Annotated in this window: 13 protein-coding genes; 6 read left to right on the forward strand and 7 right to left on the reverse strand. The window is 62.9% G+C overall.

The genetic code is table 11. The features are described 5' to 3' along the window. Window positions 1-405: 405 nt before the first annotated feature. Both pscS and DIC75_RS07205 read right to left on the reverse strand, forming a co-directional pair. Window positions 406-1,584: an O-phospho-L-seryl-tRNA:Cys-tRNA synthase gene (gene pscS, locus DIC75_RS07200; protein ID WP_250987355.1), complete on the reverse strand. Its 1,179-nt coding sequence runs from the start codon at window positions 1,582-1,584 to the stop codon at window positions 406-408. Further along, on the reverse strand, window positions 1,581-1,763 hold the full coding sequence (locus DIC75_RS07205) for a hypothetical protein (RefSeq protein ID WP_250987356.1): 183 nt from the start codon (window positions 1,761-1,763) through the stop codon (window positions 1,581-1,583). The genes pscS and DIC75_RS07205 overlap by 4 nt, the downstream gene beginning before the upstream one ends. Before the next feature lie 130 nt (window positions 1,764-1,893). On the opposite strand from DIC75_RS07205, the gene DIC75_RS07210 reads away from it, so the two are divergent. The 4 genes from DIC75_RS07210 to DIC75_RS07225 are packed head-to-tail and all read left to right on the forward strand — an operon-like array spanning window position 1,894 to window position 8,827. Further along, window positions 1,894-3,054 carry a metallophosphoesterase family protein gene (locus tag DIC75_RS07210; RefSeq protein WP_250987357.1) on the forward strand — a complete coding sequence of 387 codons (1,161 nt, stop codon included), beginning with the start codon at window positions 1,894-1,896 and terminating at the stop codon, window positions 3,052-3,054. Continuing rightward, window positions 3,041-6,214, forward strand: a complete 3,174-nt coding sequence (locus tag DIC75_RS07215) for an AAA family ATPase (protein WP_250987358.1) — start codon at window positions 3,041-3,043, stop codon at window positions 6,212-6,214. Before DIC75_RS07210 ends, DIC75_RS07215 begins: the two co-directional genes overlap by 14 nt. Next, the gene (locus DIC75_RS07220) at window positions 6,211-7,251 is read left to right on the forward strand and encodes a DNA double-strand break repair nuclease NurA (RefSeq protein WP_250987359.1); all 1,041 of its coding nucleotides are present in this window, start codon (window positions 6,211-6,213) and stop codon (window positions 7,249-7,251) included. Before DIC75_RS07215 ends, DIC75_RS07220 begins: the two co-directional genes overlap by 4 nt. Next, complete coding sequence (locus tag DIC75_RS07225; protein ID WP_250987360.1) at window positions 7,232-8,827, forward strand: ATP-binding protein; 1,596 nt, start codon at window positions 7,232-7,234, stop codon at window positions 8,825-8,827. Before DIC75_RS07220 ends, DIC75_RS07225 begins: the two co-directional genes overlap by 20 nt. A gap of 87 nt (window positions 8,828-8,914) precedes the next feature. Here DIC75_RS07225 and DIC75_RS07230 read toward each other — a convergent pair whose 3' ends face one another. Both DIC75_RS07230 and DIC75_RS07235 read right to left on the reverse strand, forming a co-directional pair. Further along, window positions 8,915-9,424, reverse strand: a complete 510-nt coding sequence (locus DIC75_RS07230; protein ID WP_250987361.1) for an OB-fold nucleic acid binding domain-containing protein — start codon at window positions 9,422-9,424, stop codon at window positions 8,915-8,917. Between the two features lie 12 nt (window positions 9,425-9,436). Further along, a complete protein-coding gene (locus DIC75_RS07235; RefSeq protein WP_250987362.1) occupies window positions 9,437-10,309 on the reverse strand; it encodes a formate/nitrite transporter family protein in 873 nt (290 codons plus the stop codon). Between the two features lie 102 nt (window positions 10,310-10,411). Between DIC75_RS07235 and DIC75_RS07240 the strand changes: the two genes are divergently transcribed. Continuing rightward, window positions 10,412-10,642 carry a hypothetical protein gene (locus DIC75_RS07240; protein ID WP_250987363.1) on the forward strand — a complete coding sequence of 77 codons (231 nt, stop codon included), beginning with the start codon at window positions 10,412-10,414 and terminating at the stop codon, window positions 10,640-10,642. Between the two features lie 783 nt (window positions 10,643-11,425). Continuing rightward, window positions 11,426-13,318, forward strand: coding sequence for a chloride channel protein (locus DIC75_RS07245; protein WP_250987364.1), 1,893 nt, complete (start codon window positions 11,426-11,428; stop codon window positions 13,316-13,318). 7 nt (window positions 13,319-13,325) lie between these two features. On the opposite strand, the gene DIC75_RS07250 is transcribed toward DIC75_RS07245, so the two are convergent. The 3 genes from DIC75_RS07250 to DIC75_RS07260 all read right to left on the reverse strand — a co-directional run bounded on the left by DIC75_RS07250 (window position 13,326) and on the right by DIC75_RS07260 (window position 17,982). Then, window positions 13,326-14,591: a Coenzyme F420 hydrogenase/dehydrogenase, beta subunit C-terminal domain gene (locus DIC75_RS07250; RefSeq protein WP_250987365.1), complete on the reverse strand. Its 1,266-nt coding sequence runs from the start codon at window positions 14,589-14,591 to the stop codon at window positions 13,326-13,328. Window positions 14,592-14,594: 3 nt separating this feature from the next. Further along, complete coding sequence (gene fdhF / locus DIC75_RS07255; RefSeq protein ID WP_250987366.1) at window positions 14,595-16,655, reverse strand: formate dehydrogenase subunit alpha; 2,061 nt, start codon at window positions 16,653-16,655, stop codon at window positions 14,595-14,597. Window positions 16,656-16,746: 91 nt separating this feature from the next. Beyond that, entirely contained in the window at window positions 16,747-17,982 is a 1,236-nt protein-coding gene (locus DIC75_RS07260) for a GntP family permease (RefSeq protein ID WP_250987367.1), read from the reverse strand. Between the last annotated feature and the right edge of the window lie 14 nt (window positions 17,983-17,996).

A 17,996-nucleotide genomic window follows, 5' to 3' on the forward strand; every position in this document is an offset into this window, starting at 1 on the left:
GCGAGCGTAGCGAGCTTGAGCACCGTTAGGTGCGAGGGGGGAGCACCCCCCTCTCCTGTCTCTACCACACAAAGGGGATACCCGTAACCCCCACCCCGCCCGGCCTCCGGCCTCCTCACCCGCACCTGCGGTGCTCATGCTCCGGCCCTACGGCCCGTCGCACCCCACACCTCGGGGCGGGGGCAGTGCGTGGCGATAAGCGACGTTCCGGATGAGCGGAGCTCGAGCACCGAAGGTGCGCAGCCACTGCAATACACTGTACCGGGTTTTGCCCTGTTCTTGCCCTGATGGGTGTACGCAAGCGAAGGGTGCTTGCAAACTCCCCCAAAGAGTTCAGGTACATGATAGACCGGATAACACTCCGGCCCGCACGCACCCGCTCTAAAAAAGAAGTCCGAGGATCCCTCAGATAATATTCAGCCCGTTCTCTCGCGCAATCTCGACAAACGACTCCCCGACGTGCCGGATCTGTTTCTCGGTCAGCCCGAAGGTGTTGAACTTCCAGACCTTGGTGGAGCCGGGGATGACGCCGGTGATCCCGCGCTTCTTTAAGTCGCTCGAGAGGAAGAAACCGCGCTTCTTGTGCCGCTCCGCCACCGTGTCGAAGGACTCGCGGGTATCGATCCGGGTCAGGGTGTGCTCTCTGGGGTAGTCGGAGAGGACCTTCGTCCCCTCGATGGAGAGGAGGGCGTCGACGACCGCCTGCGAGTGCGCCACCTCGGTCTCCCAGTGCTGCACCCGCTCCGTGACATGGGGGAACGAGGCCATCATCCCGACGACGGTGACGCCCATCAGGGTGCAGCCCATCATCTCCACCTCTTTGATCCCGAACGTCCGGCCGGTCACGTCCCCCTTTGCCTGAGTCGTCCGAAAGACCCGCTTCGCGTGCTCGTTCGTCGTCGCGAGGACGCCCGAGGGTGCCGGGGCCGCCATGCTCTTGTGGCCCGACCCGACCACGAAGTCGGCACCGAGCGCTTTGCCGTCGACGGGCATGATCCCGACCGTGTAGGCGCCGTTGACGAGGACCGGGATGTCGTACTGGTGGGCGACCTTTATGATGCCCGCAACGTCGTGGACGTTCCCGAACTGGTAGTCGACGTGGTCGACGAAGAGCAGGGGCGGCGTCTTCGAGAACTTCCGGATCACCGCCTCGATCTTTTCTGCCGCGGCATCGGGGGTGATGTGGTTCGCTGCGTCCTTCGGGATTTCGAGCGGAATCCCGCCCGCTTCCTCGACCGCCACGAACTCGGTGTAGTGGGCGAGCGACGTGACGATGACCGGGTCGCCTTTCTCCACGAACGTGCTCGCGACCGCCTGGAACCCCCGGCGCGCTCCAGGAACCACCCGCGCCGTGTCCATATTCAGCCATGCGGCGAGGTCCGCGTGGAACTGCGCGATGGGGGGTTTCTGGATGTAATCGAGCCTGAAGGGGCTCCGGCAGTTGTCGCAGACCGAGTAGCCGTCGCCGAAAGAGATTGCCGCCTTCATGGCATCTGCTGTGAGCCGTCCGCCCGCCTGGATGGGGTCGATGTTGATGTACATCTCCTCGACATCACGGGATTCGATATCGACTGCGCACTTCACCGTACCAGCTCCTCTTCGAGGATTACGATCTGCCGCTTCACCTTCTCCAGAGTGGCTGCGGCGCGCGCTTTCTGCGCTTCATCGAGGTCATGCTCCGGAGCTGTCTCCCGCAGGAGGAACCGGAGGTCGGAGAGGAGGAAGAGCGCCTGAAAAACTGCATCTACGGCCCGTTTTGACACGAGATCACCATACAAATATCAGTGAGGATATATTAGTTTAAGCGTATTATGGGCGCCGGCCCGGTGCCGGACACTTTCGCACCGCAGAGATCAGGCATTTATGCACGAGGGACATGGAGACTAATTGGGCATGAAGATCGTTCACCTGGCAGACACGCATCTCGGATTATCGGCTTTTAACCGGATGGATCCGGAAACCGGGATGAACCTGCGCGAACAGCTCGTCTACGACAACTTCCTCGCCGCCGTCGACCGGATCGTTGCCTTACGGCCTGATGCGCTCGTCCACGCGGGCGACCTCTTTCACCAGGTCAAGCCGAAGACCCGCGCCTACACAACGGCGCTCGATGCCCTCTCCCGCCTGCACGATGCGGGGATCCCGGTGCTCGCGGTCGCGGGCAACCACAGCATGGCCAAGACCCGGTACACGGCATCGCCGTTCGAGGTGCTCGAGCGAGGAGGCTACCGCGCAAGCGACCTCTACGTCGCCCACCACAACCGCTACCGCCGGGTCGAACTGGGGGACACCGTCTTTCACCTGATACCGAATATGCTCGAGGCGGAAGGCTACCGGAGGGCGTTCGAGGGGCTTATATTCTCCAGCGGCACGAACGTGCTCGTCACCCACGGCCTTGCGAGCATCCTGAAGGACCGACGGCTGCACACCGTCGCCGAGCACGAACTGGACGCGACGATCCTCTCCGACCGGTTCGACTACATCGCGCTCGGCCACTTCCACGGCCAGGTGCAGGTCGCCGACAATGCCTGGTACAGCGGGTCGCTCGAACACTGCAACTACGGGGAGATCGCGGAGAAGAAGGGGGGCCTCGCCGTGGACCTCGCGTCCGGGGAGGTCGAGCATATCGATCTTCCGCACACGCCGATGTTCAGCCTCGGCCGGATCAACTGCGACGGGCTCTCGGCCCGGGAGGTCGTGGACTGCATCCTCGATGCGGCCGATGAAACCGGGAAGAGGATCCACCAGGCGATCTGCCAGATCACCCTCGACGGAATACGTCGCGAGACGCTCCGCGCACTCGACCAGAAGGCGCTCCAGGATGTCCGGAACCGTGCGCTCGACCTCAAACTGCAGGTGCTGGCCGCCGACGATCCGTCCCGGATCTTTTACGAAGACTCGCTTGTCGGGGTGGACTACATCGGCGAGTTCGAGCGTTTCGTGGAGAAAGAGCACCTCGCTCCCGGCGAGGAGGAGTTCGTGAAGAAGACCGGGACGGAGGTTCTCCGGTCGGTCATCGCACGCCATAAAGAGGGAGAGCGTGCTGCTGAATAAACTCCGGATGCGGAACTTCAAGCGGTTCCGCGACCAGGAGATCGCCTTCCAGGACGGGATCACGGGCATCGTCGGGAACAACGGGACCGGCAAGAGCAGCATCGTCGCCGCCATCCTATTCGCCCTCTACGGCCTCCAGGGGACCGGGCTCGACGGGAACTATATCGTCAGCTCCTTTGCAGGACCGCAGGACGTCTGCGAGGTCCGCCTGGACTTTTTAGTCGGCGGCAACGAGTACGCCGTCGTCCGGAAGTTCAAGCGCCGCTCCTCCTCGACGCTCCACGAAGCAAACCTCTACCTGAACCAGAAACTCCTCGCAAGCAGCGTCCAGAAGGTAGGGCAGGAAGTGCAGCGGATCGTCGGCATGGGCCCGGGCGACTTCCGCAACACCATCTACGCCGGGCAGAAAGAGCTCCTCGCCCTGATCGAGACCCGCGCCGGGTCCCGGAAGGACTGGTTCATGCAGGTGCTGGGCATCGATTACCTCAAGAAAGACAGCATGGAAGACCTCAAGCAGGTGATCGATGCCCGGGAAGGTGCCTTCCGGGAGTTATCGGGAAGGCTCCAGGAACTGGATGCCAACGGAGTTCGCGACCGCCTTGCGGCGCTCCGCACCGGGCTTGCCGGCGCGGAGGAAGAGTCGGAGCGGGCCGGTGCCGGAGAGCGGAGTGCCGCCGAGTTGCTCGAGCATGCCCGGAGGGAGCGCGACCGGCTGCTCTCCGTGCGCGACCGGTACCTGCACTTTACCCGTGAAGAGGAGGTGCTCGCGGGCGAGATCGCACGACTCCGTACCGAGTGCCTGGAGGCAGAGGGAGAGATTGAAAAACGGCGGCTGCTGCAGGACGAACTCGAAGGACTCTCTCTTCTCGCCGGCCGCTACGAGCCCCTGAAGGCGGAGGTTGCCGCGATGGCGGAGGAGAAGGCGCTCGCCGACCGCCTTGCTCTTGAGGCGAACTCCATCGAGGGGCAGGTCAGGGAATACGACGAACGCCGCGCGAAGACTGAAGCCGAACTCGTCGCACTTGCAGAAGACGAGAAGGCGGTTGCCGGCCTTGCACAGGAGGTCGGGGAGTGGCAGGCCCTCCGCGACCGCATCACGGCAATGAAGGCGCTCCAGCCGGAGTACGACGCCCTCCGCGAAGAACTCGCCCGCATGGACGAGCGGTTTTTCCAGACGGAGCGGCGCGTCCGCGAGAACCGGCTGGAGATCGAAGAGGTCGAGGAGAAGGCCCGGCGCCTCCGTGCGCTTGAGGCGGAGATCGGTGACTACGACAGTCTCCGTGCCCGTGAAGAGGTGCTTCTTTCGGTCATGGAGTTTGCCCGGCAGGAAGAGTGGTGCCTGCGGGAGGTCGACGCCGCTTCCGAAGAGATGAGCCTGCTCGAGAGCGAGATCGCCGGCCTTGCCCGGCAGCTCGCCGGGATGGGCACCATCGAGGAGGAGATCGAGTCGGCGGAGAGCCGGAAAGATTACCTGACCTCGCGGATCAGTGCCTGCGCCGAACGCCAGGAGGCGATCCGCGAAGAGATCAGGAGGCTGGCCGAGCACCGGGCAGAGATCCTCGCCGCGGGTCCGGAAGGGTCCTGCCCGACGTGCCACCAGGGCCTCGGCGAGCACTACGAGGAACTGGTCGCCGACCTTGCGGCCGCTACAGATTCGATGCAGAAGACGCTCGCCGGTCTTGAGGACGAGTACACGAGGGCGACCGCCGACCACCAGGGTCTCGTCGCCGGGCTGCAGGACCTTCACCGGCAGCGCACCTCCTCTCAGCGCTTAAAAGAGCAGCACGCGCTTTACTCGTCCCGGTACGAGCAGAGCGCGGGTGTCGTGCAGCGGTGGCGGGCCGAGGCGGAGGAGCACCGTGCCGCGATACGGATGCTCGGCGTGGAGGAGTACGACCCGGCGGCGCACGCCGCCCTCAAGGAGCGGATCCGCTCTCTCGCGGAGATGCGGGCGGCGGCCGATACCCTCCGGGGCGAGTGCAGCCGCCTCCCCACCCTCCAGGAGGAGCGGCAGCGGCTCATCGCCGACGTCGAGGTTTACCTCGCCCGCAAAGAAGCGACCGAGACGAAGATCTCGGGGCTCGGGTTCGACCCGGAGGCCCGGCAGCGCCTGGAGACAGAGGCGCAGGCGCTCGAGGCGTCCTACCGCGCATACGCGGAGACACAGGCCCGGCTTCTACGGCGGCCGGCGCTGGAGGAGGAGCAAAGGGCCGTTGCCGCCAGGATTGATGGGCTCCGGGAGAGGCTGCAGGCTATCGGGAGCGAACTCGCCCGCCTCTCGTTCGACCCGGAACGGTTCGCGAGCCTCGGGGAGGAGTGCAGCCGGGCTGATACGGCGCACCAAAAAGCGGTTGAACTCCGCGTCCGCCTCGAGGAGGTCCCGCGGCTGCTCGAGGGACTGGAGGCGAAACGGGCTCTCCTCGCGAACCGGGAGAGCGAACTGCTCCGGGTCAGGGAGGCCGTCGGTGATCTCGGTTTCGACGAAGAGATGGTCGCGGCAGCGCAGGAGGCGCTAGCCGGTTGCGAGCGTGGTCTTCTCGCGGCACGGGAGCAGGGGTATGCGGCCGCCGCCCGGATAAGCAGCCTGAAGGCGGAGATCGAGAGCGAAGCAGGGCGGCTCTCCCGGGCGGAGGACCTCATCAGGCAGCAGGAAACGCTACTTGAGGAGACCGGACGCCTGAAACTGACCAGGTCGCTCATCAAGGACTACACGGACTACCTCCTCCAGGTGGTCAGGGACCGGATCGAGGAGGAGGCGGGGAGGGTGCTTGCCGAGATCACCGACGGGCGGTACGGCACCGTGATGCTGGACGACGATTTCACCGTCCTCGTCCACGACATGGGAGACGACTACCCTGCCGACCGGTTCAGCGGCGGAGAACAGGATGATATCGCCATTGCTCTCCGGGTAGCCCTCTCCCGGTTCCTTGCCGAGGTGAACGAGGTGCACGACTCCACGTTCCTGATCTTCGACGAGATCTTCGGGAGCCAGGATGAAGGGCGGCGAAACAACCTCCTCCGGGCGCTCCGGACCCAGGAGGCCCATTTCCCCCAGATCCTCCTCATCTCTCACATCACCGAGGTCCAGGACGAGTTCTCGACGACACTCATGGTCGAGATGGGCGCCGATCAGGCAAGCAGGGTCCGGGAGTTCGAATGATGGACCAGAAAGATCTCTACCGGGACGCGATCCGGCGGGTCGCGGGGAGGATCCGGGAGGCCGCTCCGGAGGACCTTGCCGGTCAGTTCTCGGTCGCCGGCGGGTTCGACGCGGCATCCTACCGTCGCTGCCGGCCCGAGTTCGGGGGGGCCGTCTGCGCGGTGGACGGGAGCAACACCATCGTCCTTGATGCCGGCAGTTTCGCCATTGCCGCCGTCAGGGCGTCGGTCAGCGCGTATGCCGGCGGCACGCGCCTCTGCCACCGGAAGACGCCTCTCTACGTCGTCACGGTCAACCCCGGAGCCGGGAACGAGGACTTTGATTCGCTCTTTTACGACTGCTTCCACTGCTCCCCGAAGGTGCACCTCGACCACGACGACCCGATCCGGAACACCGCCGTCGTACGGGATACCCTTGAGTTCTGGGCGGCGACGGAGATGGCTGCAGAACTCGACGCCGGGGACCTCATCGTCCTCGACGGCACGCTCCAGGTCCGCCATGCAAGCCACGACGAGGTCGTCGAGAACCTCTTGAACCTCTGCAACCTCCGGGGGGTGCTCATCGCCGCGGTGACGAAACGGACATCGCTCACCTGGGGCGGGGGGCACCCGATCGTCCCGGCGGCGGAAGGGTTCGCCCGCGACCTCGGTGTCCCCGAGCCCTGGTACCTCTGCGTCTCCGCCGCCGAAGGCCTGATCGACCGCCGGGAGACGTACCTCTGGAAGCAGCGGGGCGAGCAGTATGTCGCGCGGCTGCACCCGCGGGCGCAGAGGGCGTTCAAGGTGGAGATCCCCAAATACTACAGCCCGGAGATGGTCGAAGAGGTCTTCTCCGCGCTCGCCTTCTTTGCCGACGACGGAAGGGTCACGGGCTACCCCTACCCGCTCCTCGACGCCCACCTCACCACGAAGATCGGGAGGGATGCGGTCGAGCAGGTCCGCCAGGACATCATCCGGAGCATGGACCTGCTCGGCATGAACCTTGCCGATTACACCGGCATCTTTGGAGACTATCACGATGAATTTGATCGATATTGACGGCGACGACGCCTCGAAATACCGCCTGATCGGGGACCGGGTGCTCGGTTACCGGTTTGCCGTCCCCCACGACGAGGAGCTCTACCTCGGGGACGTCTTAAAGATCACCGACAGCGTCAAGGGACTGACGTTCTTTGCCAAGGTGAGCGACCTTCTCCACGACTGCAACTTCTCCGACCCGAACTGGGACACCCGCCCCCATACCGAGCACTTCTACGGGATAGGGGAGGACGTCTTCATCCTCGTGGAGGCGATGCCGCTCGGGTACGTGACCGAAGACGGCACCTTCCGGAAACCCCGGACGATCCCGGCGAAGTTCTCCCGCGTGGAGCGGCCACAGGCCGGCGACTTCGCGTTCCTGCGGCAGGTGATGGGCGAGATCGAGGTCGGCGTGATGAAGACCGGCCAGGGCGTCTTAAAGGACGTGAGAGTGGCGCTTCATTCGGTGGTGATGCGCCAGCACATGGGGGTCTTTGCCACGACGGGCATGGGGAAGAGCAACTTCATGAAGGTCTTCTGCGCGTCCTGCATGCAGGCCCGGCAGTTCGGGCTCCTCATCGTGGACCCGCACGGCGAGTACGTGGCGGGAGGGCGGTCGTCGAGCGGAGAGGCTACCCGGGGGCTCCTGCACTACCAGGCCGGCCGGGACGGGCTCTCCGTCTTCTCCACCCGCCCGGAGCAGTTCCGGAAGAAGTACCGCCTGGACCAGCTTTACCTGGACTACGACGACTTCAGGGCGCCCGATCTTCTCCTGCTCTACGAGCACTCCCCGCCCCAGCGCGAGGTCGTGGAGATGCTCGAGAGCACGCCCGGTTCGGACGTGATCGACTTCTTCCAGAACACCGACTTCGCGACCTTCGATGCCGAGACCTACACCGGCCGGCACCCCCGGATTGCCCGGGACCTGAGGAACTTCTCGCCGAGCACGCTCTCGGTGATGCAGCGGCGCATCGCAGGCATGATGAACCGGAACCGGGGCTTCTTCCGGAGGCAGGGCTCCTCGATCCCCGACATCATGAAAGCGCTCCATGAGAACAAGGTCGTCCTGATCGATATCCCGGGGATGAGCGAGCAGAGCGAACTCTTCGTCCTCTCGATCATGACGCGCAGGATCATGCGCAGCCACCAGGGCGAAGATACCGGGGGCGAGGGGGAGCCCAGACAGGTGCTGATCACCATCGAGGAGGCCCAGCGGGTGCTGGGGTCGGGGCTCGGGAGCACCAGGACCTTCCGGGAAGCCGCGATGGAGGGGCGGAAATTCGGCGTGGGGCTCTGCGTCGTGACCCAGCAGCCCAAAAACATCGACGCCCGGGTCCTTGCGCAGTTGAACACCTTCGTGGTGATGGGACTCTCCGACCGGGGCGATCGCGACATCATCGCAAGCAGCGCAAAACAGGATCTCTCCCGCCTGGACACCGAGATTCAGACGCTTGAAGCAGGAGAAGCGGTCATCAGCACCATCGGGATCCCGTTCCCGGTGAGTACCAGGATCCATCTCTTCGAGGACTACATCCGGGACCTCAACGGAAGGCCGGGAAAAAAGCCGATAGATGACGGGCTCGATGCGACATTTTAACGGCAACGCACGAAGGTAATGTGGGCAGGAAACATCCTGTTTCCGCCGGTCCCTTCACTGAATTGCTTGGCGCTCCCCGGAGGGGCGTCAGGATTGCTGATTCTTCTCGACTTTACGTATGGAGACGCAGTTGACCACCGCTTCTCCGGTCATGATGTAGCGTTTGACGACGGTTCCGAGCACCTCGACCACGTCGCCTTTCTGCACGTCTTCTGCCGGCGAGGTGAACATCTTGACCGATATCTCACCTGTCCGGTCGGCGACGAGGTACTGCGGCCGGTTGAGGGACTGGAAGTAGACCCGCTCGACGACACCCTTTATGCGTACCGGTTCGCCGAGCTTGTTTAAGTTGATCTCCCGTATCCGGGCGTTCTTTGCTTCCGCTTCATACATCGGCACCAGCGATGCATACTGCTTCTGGCTCATGTAGTTGAGTGCCATGGGTATGAGAAGCAGCATGGCTGCCGCCGGAACCGCCCAAAACAGCGAGTATACATCCCCGGTTGTGAAGACATACACAGCGATCAGGACAATAAAAAAGAGGAAGACGGCCAGCGTAACGGCCGTCACCCTCACTTTGATATTTCCGATTTGCATCGTCAATCAGGTTTACTTAAGCGCTGCAATTTCCTTTCTGAACGCGATCCAGTAGAGAACACCGACGAAGAACAGACCGCCGACGATGTTACCGATTGTGACCACAATGATGTTGTTGGTCCACATTGTCACCCAGTTCAGGGTCTCGACTGCTTTTGTGGGGTCGATGCCTGTACAGAAGATGCCTGCGGGGATAAAGTACATGTTCGCAATGCTGTGCTCGAACCCGCTGGCAACGAAGGCGAAGATCGGGAACCAGATACCGACGATCTTGCCGATCGCGTCGTCGGCGCATATACCGAGCAGGACAGCAAGGTTGACGAGCCAGTTACAGGCGATTGCCTTGAGGAAAAGCGACCATAACGCCGCAGCGCCGACGTAGCTTGTCTTTGCGGTCGCTATGGCTACTGCTCTCGAACCAAACGCGGTGAGCGTTGCGACTCCGGCGGCATCAAAGCTGGCGTACGGGCCGTATGCCACGATATACGCGAAGAGAATCGACCCGACCAGGTTACCGACATATACCCAGACCCAGAGGTTGAGCACGCTTGCCCAGCTGACCTTGTGGACGAACGCTGCCATGGGGGCGAGCATCGCGTCGCCGGTGAAGAGCTCGGCACCGGTCATGATTGTGATGATAAGCCCAACAGGGAAGACAGCACCCAGAATGAGCTGGGAGACACCGGGACTTGCAGCACCGAACCGCATCGCAACGTCGGTTGCCTGGATACCGGTCGAACAGATCGTCGCCAGGGCTGCACCCATCGCGATGAACGCTCCGGACAGGATACCACGCAGGAACATGTTCCAGGCCGGCAGTCCGACCTTGTACTTCCCGGCATCACCTGCTTTTGCTACGATAGCAACTGGAGGATGGAATACCATTTTTCATACACCTCTCTAAACGTCCTACCTATACCATCAGGTAATCCGAATGTATAGGTCTAATTAATCAGTAATTTGAGAGTGCTATTGATAGGTTTCGAAATGATCGTTGTAGGCGGGAGATATAACCTGATTTCTGACGCTTATCAATGCTCTAAGTTAATTGCCATAGTTAAACATGAAGAATCGATAAACGATGCTTTTGCCTTTGCTTTTGAGACCACGCGGAATATAGGTGATTATGGGAGGATATTTGGGCAGGTATGCGAGAGCGTGCGCGCAGATCACCTCTTCTCCGTCCAGATCTATGCCGGGGCAGCGAATGCCCGGTAAAATCACCGTAGATCCCTGCGCGTCGGGATCCGCCTCGGGAACCGGTGCCAGGACTGAAGGAATGACGCCTTTTTGGAGAAACCGACTTATTTGCTCCAGTTTCCGCGGCCCACCCCCTCTCCCGGCCCGGCCCACTTTCCGGTGGTTTTAAGGGGTACCGTGGCACCTGCCTGCGGCCCCCGCCGCCGGGGGTGCGCTCCGTCTCCGGGTCCGGTCCCGGCAGGCACGAGAAGAGGCCGTCATCCGTTCCCCCGGGAGTAGGCCATCGCAGGGCGAGTCCCCGATTATGGCCGGGTGCGGACCGCACCCGGCGCCATCTCCCGGCGAGAGAGACATACCGGCCCTCTGGCGGTTGGGGATGCGTCCCTGCTGTCAAGGGTCACTCTCCCGGGATACCCCGGGTTATAGGGGCTTTGTCGGGCTTCTGAGGATGACCGGCACTCAGATGCCCATCCCGGGAACGGTCGCTGGAGCCGGGGAACGATCGCGATGAGGACTTGCGCCGCAATCGATGCAGTAGCAGATCGGGCGGTTGTCGATGCATAGGTAACACTTGATGCACCGGGAGGTCTGTTTTCCGGATCCGGTTTAAATGCTCCGTACCCTCTTTGAAGAAAATCGTCCCCTACGCAGTTATCGCCCGGCTCTCACGATATCGGAGGGGCGATAAAAGAAGAGGGCGCGCCGGGTCGTCCGGCGGCGGTGCGCAACCATTTATCATATACTGCTGCGAGAAATTAACCAAATTAAATATGTGTTAAGCAACCATACCTCATATATCCCATGCAGATCGAGGAAACCGTCACTCCCTACAGGAGGATCATACTTATCGCCGTCATTGTCGGGCTCATCTCCGGTATCGGCGCTCTGTTCTTTTTCGAAGGGCTGAAACTAGGGACTGCGTTTTTCATGGAGGGCATCATCGGGTTCCACCTCCCGAAGGAAGGGCAGACACTCCAGGATATCGGTCAGTGGGCCCCTCCCGATCATCTCTGGATGATCCTCCCCGTCATCTGTTTCGGAGGGCTCCTCTCCGGCCTCCTGGTCTACACCTTCGCTCCGGAGGCGGAAGGACACGGGACAGACGCGGCAATAAAGGCGTTTCATGGAGAGGGACGGGTACGCTGGCGCGTCCCCCTCGTCAAAGCAATCACTGCCGTCCTGACCATCTCGACAGGGGGGAGCGCCGGGCGTGAAGGGCCGACTGCACAGATGTCGGCCGGTTTCGGCTCGATCGCCGCCGATCTACTGGGCCTCTCCGCCCGTGAGCGGAGGCTTGCCATCGCCACCGGTGTCGGCGCCGGAATCGGCACGATCTTCATGGCGCCTCTCGGGGGGGCAATTCTCGCTGCGGAGATCCTCTACAAACAGGACTTCGAAGCGGAAGCAATCGTTCCCGCCTTCCTTGCCTCCGTCATCGGATACGCCATCTTCGGTCTGGTTGAGGGGTTCGAACCGGTCTTCGGCCCCGGAGTAGTCTTCTGGAACGTCACCCAGATTCCGTTCTTCATCCTCCTCGGCGTAGTCTCGACAGCAGTCGGCCTGCTGTACATCCACACATTCTACGGGGCAAACAAGGTATTCAAAGGAATATTCAGCCGATTCAACCTTCCAAATCACTTCAGACCCCTTGCCGGGGCATTCCTCACCGGCACGCTCGTTCTTGCTCTTGCGGCTCTCTCTCCCGAAGCGGCAATCGTCGGGCTCGGCAGTCTCGGCACCGGATACGGCTTTACCCAGCTCGCGCTCTATAACATGCTCCCGATCGGAGTGCTGCTCTTCCTCCCGTTTGCAAAGATCCTGACAACGTCGCTCACCATCGGCTCCGGAGGAAGCGGCGGCGTCTTCGCACCCGGACTGGTGATCGGCGGGGCGACGGGAGGCGCATTCGGATCCCTGCTGCACCTCGCCCTCCCCGGGATCGTGCCCGTCGAATCGGTGCCGGTCTTCGTTGTCGTCGGGATGATCGCTCTCTTCGGTGCGATCTCCCACGCGCCGATCGCGGTCATGATCATGGTCGTGGAGATGACCGGCGATTTCTCCCTGCTTGTGCCGGCAATGGGTGCCGTCTCCGTGGCGGTCCTTCTCATCGGTCAGTCTACCATCTTCCACGAGCAGGTGCTGAACCGATCCCGGTCGGCCGCTCACCGGGATGAGTATATGGTCGAAATTCTCCAGGATATTCACGTGGGCGACATTATGGTGCCCCGTGACCGGATCGTCGCCGTATCGCCCGATGACACCACCGGGCGGGTGCTCCACCTGATCGACGAGACACTGCATACCGGGTTTCCGGTGCTCGATGGGGAAGGGAAGCTCGTCGGCATCATCGCTCTCGATGATATCAGAGATCACCGGATAAACGGCGAGCACGCCGTACCGGTGGAGAATCTCATGAGTTCGCGGGTGTTCACCGTGCATCCTGCCTGTACGCTACGTGAGGCTCTGGATCTGATGACCGAACACGATATCCATCACCTGCCCGTCGTCCCGGCGGAGGACCCGAGGACACTCTCGGGATTTGTCGCACGAACGGACGTCATGAAGGCCTATGTCAGGAGAGCGTCGCAGTTAGAGGGAAAACGCCGCCTTACCGGGAACAGCACCCTGATCGAACCGGAAATGACGGCAGAAAACAGCCCTGACGGAAAAAAGGGATCGATGGTTGACAGTTGATCTCCGGTCACTTGAAGATATCGAAGATCTGGTCGCTCCCGGTGGCGATGAGCCGGTCGCGCTCCGATCGCTCCTCGACGAGCGCAAGCACCGGCGGGGTCATATCCTCGCCGGGGTGGAACCCGAAGAGCTTCTCGAGATCGGTCTGGATTGCGTGGAGGAAGACCGAGTTCGAGATCTCCACGGGGCAGAGCTCCTCGCACTGGCCGCAGTTGACGCAGGAGTCCGAGATGTGTGCGAACCGGATCAGGTGGAACATGAACGGCGGCGGGATGACGCCGGGTTCGACCAGGTAATCCTTCTTCGTGCTGCAGTCGATGCAGTAGCAGATCGGGCAGTTCTCGATGCAGGAGTAGCACTTGATGCACCGGCTCGTCTGCTCCCTGATCTTGTTCAGGCGCTCCGTGCCCTCGCCGAGCGCCCCGAAGTAGCGTTCCCGCCACCTGTCGCCGAGTTTCAGCATCGCGTTCTCGACCTTGCCGCGGATCTCGACACCCTTCGGGTTCGCGGGTTCGGTGGCGACCGCCCCGGTCTGCACGGCACCGTTGAGGAGGTTCGCTCCCTTCTCAGAGCAGACCTCGACGAAGGTGGCGTTTCCGGCCTTATCGCCAATGACCCCCCAGTTGCCGCAGGCCAGATCCGCCTGGCGCGGGATCTTGATCTTGCACCGGCGGCAGTTGGACCGGCGGCCGAGGCCTTCGCTCCCGAGGAGGTCCTCCGCTCCCTCTTCGAGTTCGTCGATCGAGACGGAGGCGTGCTGGCCGTCCTTCGTGATGACGATGAACTTTCCTTTGTCGATCTCCTCTTTGACCACGTCGTCGGGGTCGAGCCCGAGCTTCTCCCGGACGATGATCCGCGCCGTCTCCGGCCGGATGGTGCCGCCGCAGTTGAGGCCGATGACGATGATGTTGTCGAGATTGACCTGGCCGCGCTTGGCCATCTCGTAGATCGCCTTGACGTCGCAGCCTTTGAGGACGGTGGCGATCCGCATGTTCGGCTCGGTGGAAAGAAGGCACCGCCGCATCTGTTTGGGGAGGAGCAGGGTGCCGCAGTGAAGCGACCCCGCAATCCCCCCAATCTCGGCGGGGTCGGTGATCAGCGCCGGCAGCGCGTCGTAGACGTCCGCACCCTTCCTGACCGCAAAGACCGCGTCGACCATGCCGCTCTCGAGGGCGTGGCGCAGCAGCGCGGTGACCGCTCCGCCCGTCTCCGCCCTCTCCCGGAGTTCGTCGTCCGTCGTCCATGCATAGAGTAAATCGCCTTTTCCTGCCATATCTCACACCTCCGCAATTTTTTCGACCTTCACAGCACAGGCCTTGAACTCGGGGATCTTCGCTATCGGGTCGAGCGCGTTGTGGGTCAGTCTGTTCGCCGGATGCTCCTTGTAGTGGAACGGAATGAACATGACGCCCCTGATGATCTCCGGGGTGACCCGTGCGGGGATCTCGACGGATCCGCGGCGGGTGCTCGCCCGGACGACCTCGTCGTCCTTGATCCCGAGTTCTTTTGCATCCTCGGAGTTGATCTCGATCCAGCCGATGGGCGCCTCCTTCTCGAGGCTCCACGACCGGCGGGTCATGGTGCCGGTGTGCCACTGCCAGAGTGTCCGGCCGGTCGTGAGCACGTAGGGGTACTCGGCGTCCGGCACCTCGGCGGGCGGCTTCCACTCGATGGGGGAAAAGACGCCGAGTCCGTCGGGCATGGCGAACTTCTCCCGGTGGAGGATCGGCGTTCCCGGGTGCTCCTCGGTCGGGCAGGGCCAGTGCAGGCCGTCCGGGTCGAGGCGGGCATAGGATATGCCGTGGTAGGACGGCGTGACGGCGGCGACCTCCTCGAAGACCGCTTCGGGACTTTCGAACGCAAACTGCTTCTCATAGCCCAGCCTGCTCCCGAGTTCGCAGATGATCTGCCAGTCGGACTTCGCCTCGCCCGGCGGGTCCTGCGCCTTCTTCCAGCGCTGGACTCGACGTTCGGTGTTCGTCTGGGTGCCGTCCTTCTCGGCGTAGCATGCCGCAGGCAGAACGACGTCGGCAAGTTCGGCGGTCTCGGTCATGAAGATATCCTGCACGACCAGGAACTCGAGGTTCCTGAGCCCCTCCTCGACGTGGTGGAGGTCCGGGTCGGAGAGCATCGGGTTCTCACCCATGACGTACATCGCCTTGAGCTCGCCGGGTTTGTCGGCGAGGAGGTTGACCATCTCGGTGACGGTGTAACCGATCCTGCCCTCGGCGATATCGTCGACCCCCCACATCTCCATCATCTTCTTTCGGGTCGCCTCGTCGGTGACCTTCTGGTAGCCGGAGTAGACGTTCGGGAGGGCTCCCATGTCGCAGGCGCCCTGAACGTTGTTCTGGCCGCGGAGCGGGTTCACGCCGCTGCCGGGCTTGCCCAGGTTGCCGGTGAGCATCATCAGGTTGGCGGTCGATTTGACGTTGTCGACGCCGACGGTGTGCTGGGTGATGCCCATCGAGTAGATGAGCGCGGCGACGTCGGCCTGTGCGATCCACTCGGCGGCGGTCCTGAGGCTCTCGACGGGGATACCGGAGGTCTTCGAGACGTTTTCAAGGCTGTAGATATCCTTCATGACGACCTCCTTGAGTTTCTCGAAGTCCTTCGTTCTCTGTGCGATGAACTCCCTGTCCTCCCAGCCGTTTTTGATGATCTCCTGCATCAGGCCGTTTAAGATGGCGACGTCGGTCCCGGAGACGAACGGCATGTAGAGGTCGGCCTGCTTGGCGGTCGGGGTGTTGCGCGGGTCGGCCACGATCACCTTCGCGCCGCTCTCTCTCGCGCGAATGATGCTCCGCGCGATGAGCGGGTGCTGCTCGAAGGTGTTGGAACCGAGGACGAAGACGCACTTCGAGTCGGCGATGTCCTTGATCGAGTTGGTCATCGCACCGGACCCGAAGACCGCCGCGAGTCCCGCGACGGTGGATGCGTGGCAGAGCCGGGCGCAGTGGTCGACGTGCGGGGTCTTGAGCGCCACCCGGGCGAACTTCTGCATCAGGTAGTTCTCCTCGTTCGAGGTCCGGGCGGAGGAGAGGCAGGCTATCTCGTCGGGTTTGTAGGACCTGAACTTCTCCGCGATCAGGTCGTAGGCCTCGTCCCAGGTCGCCTCGACGAATTTGCCGTCCTTCTTGATGAGCGGCTTTGTCAGGCGGTCCGGGCTGTTGATGAATTCATGGGCGTAGCGTCCTTTGGGGCAGAGTTTGCCCCCGTTGACCGGGGCGCGCTGCCAGTGCGCCACGTCAAAGACCTTGCCGTCGCGGACGACGAGGTTGAACCCGCACCCGGTGCCACAGTACGGGCATGTCGTCGATACATACTTTATTTCCATCATTCTCCCTCTGGCAAGGGACTACATACCGCCCGAATTATATAATAGGCATGGTCCGGGCAGATTTTTTGATGAATATTGATGGATTGCGTCACGGCACGGCCTGGATCACCAGCGCCGCCGCGAGCGTGACGAGGCCCGCCGCCGAGAGCGGCAGGGTGTAGTTTTGCACGACCGCGGAGAAGTCGTCCCCGGTCGTCCGTTTGAGCAGCCAGAAGAAGGGATCGCTCACGTAGGAGAACATGAACGCCCCCGCGGAGACCATGAGCACCAGGGCGAGCGGGTCGATCACTGCAACGGCCGGGATCGTGGCGAGGATGCTGCCGGTGACGGCCGCGGTGACGACCCTCGAGCCCTGTGCCGCCTGCACCAGGGCGGCGATGACGAATGGGAGGATGGTTATGGGGAGATAGCCCATGACCAGCGCGGTCACATCTGCAGGGAACGTGCTTGCGGCGATGACGCCGCCGAGCGCCCCGGCACCGGCGAGGTCGAAGATGATGATCCCGGCGTTCTTCGTCCCCCGGGCAAGGGCCTTCTCCCGGACGTCGGCGGGAACGGTGGCAAGGGCGGCAAAGAGCCCGGCGAGGAGCGCCAGGTTGATGTTCGCAAGGGCTTGGAGCGGGGGGACCAGAGACCCGATCGCGAGCGCGAGGACGATGACGAGGAACGGCAGCCAGGCGCGCAGGTGCCGGCCGGCTGCCGGTTCCTCCGCCGGCGCCGCCGGCAGCGTGCGCCCCCGCAGGGCGAGGAGAAGCCCGGCGAGGAGAAGGAGGGAGACCGGGAGGGCGACGAGGTCGATAGTCCATGGCTCACCGGAGAAGAGGCCGAGGGTCGTTACGGTGGAGTAGACGACCGGGGCGGGGTACAGGAGCACGTAGGATATCATCCCGGCGACGCCGGCGCAGTAGAGGAGGGTTTTCGATGCCTGCGGGTCGGGGCGCAGGTGCGTGAGGATGGGAGCGAGGATGACGAACGAGGTGATGCCGCACATCAGGGGGACGGAGAGGAGGTAGCCGGCCGCTCCCGCCGTGGCGAGGGGGCGGCGCACCAGGCCCCGGATGTCGGCGACGATCTCTTCTACCCGGCCGCTCTCGCGGAGGACCTGGGCGATGCCGATCCCGCAGAAGATGACGATCCCGAGGATGGAGAAGATCCTGCCGGCACCGCCCGTGATCGCCGCAATAAGCGTCTCCGCCGGCATGCCGGCGAGGAAGCCGAAGAGAACGGATGTCCCGACCAGGGTGAGGAACGGGGGGAGGCGATACCTGAGCGACGCGACGGTGATCACCACGAGGGCGGCGGCGAAGGCGATGAGGGTCTCCATCAGTCTCTCGTTTG

The organism is Methanoculleus oceani, assembly GCF_023702065.1.
Classification (GTDB): Archaea; Halobacteriota; Methanomicrobia; order Methanomicrobiales; family Methanoculleaceae; genus Methanoculleus; species Methanoculleus oceani.

Excerpts from the sequence above, each read along its gene's own strand:
- DIC75_RS07210 (WP_250987357.1), top strand. The coding sequence starts at position 1,894 with ATGAAGATCGTTCACCTGGCAGACACGCATCTCGGATTATCGGCTTTT.
- DIC75_RS07220 (WP_250987359.1), top strand. The coding sequence starts at position 6,211 with ATGATGGACCAGAAAGATCTCTACCGGGACGCGATCCGGCGGGTCGCG.
- DIC75_RS07225 (WP_250987360.1), top strand. The coding sequence starts at position 7,232 with ATGAATTTGATCGATATTGACGGCGACGACGCCTCGAAATACCGCCTG.
- DIC75_RS07230 (WP_250987361.1), bottom strand. The coding sequence starts at position 9,424 with ATGCAAATCGGAAATATCAAAGTGAGGGTGACGGCCGTTACGCTGGCC.
- DIC75_RS07235 (WP_250987362.1), bottom strand. The coding sequence starts at position 10,309 with ATGGTATTCCATCCTCCAGTTGCTATCGTAGCAAAAGCAGGTGATGCC.
- DIC75_RS07240 (WP_250987363.1), top strand. The coding sequence starts at position 10,412 with ATGATCGTTGTAGGCGGGAGATATAACCTGATTTCTGACGCTTATCAA.
- DIC75_RS07245 (WP_250987364.1), top strand. The coding sequence starts at position 11,426 with ATGCAGATCGAGGAAACCGTCACTCCCTACAGGAGGATCATACTTATC.
- DIC75_RS07250 (WP_250987365.1), bottom strand. The coding sequence starts at position 14,591 with ATGGCAGGAAAAGGCGATTTACTCTATGCATGGACGACGGACGACGAA.
- fdhF (WP_250987366.1), bottom strand. The coding sequence starts at position 16,655 with ATGGAAATAAAGTATGTATCGACGACATGCCCGTACTGTGGCACCGGG.
- DIC75_RS07260 (WP_250987367.1), bottom strand. The coding sequence starts at position 17,982 with ATGGAGACCCTCATCGCCTTCGCCGCCGCCCTCGTGGTGATCACCGTC.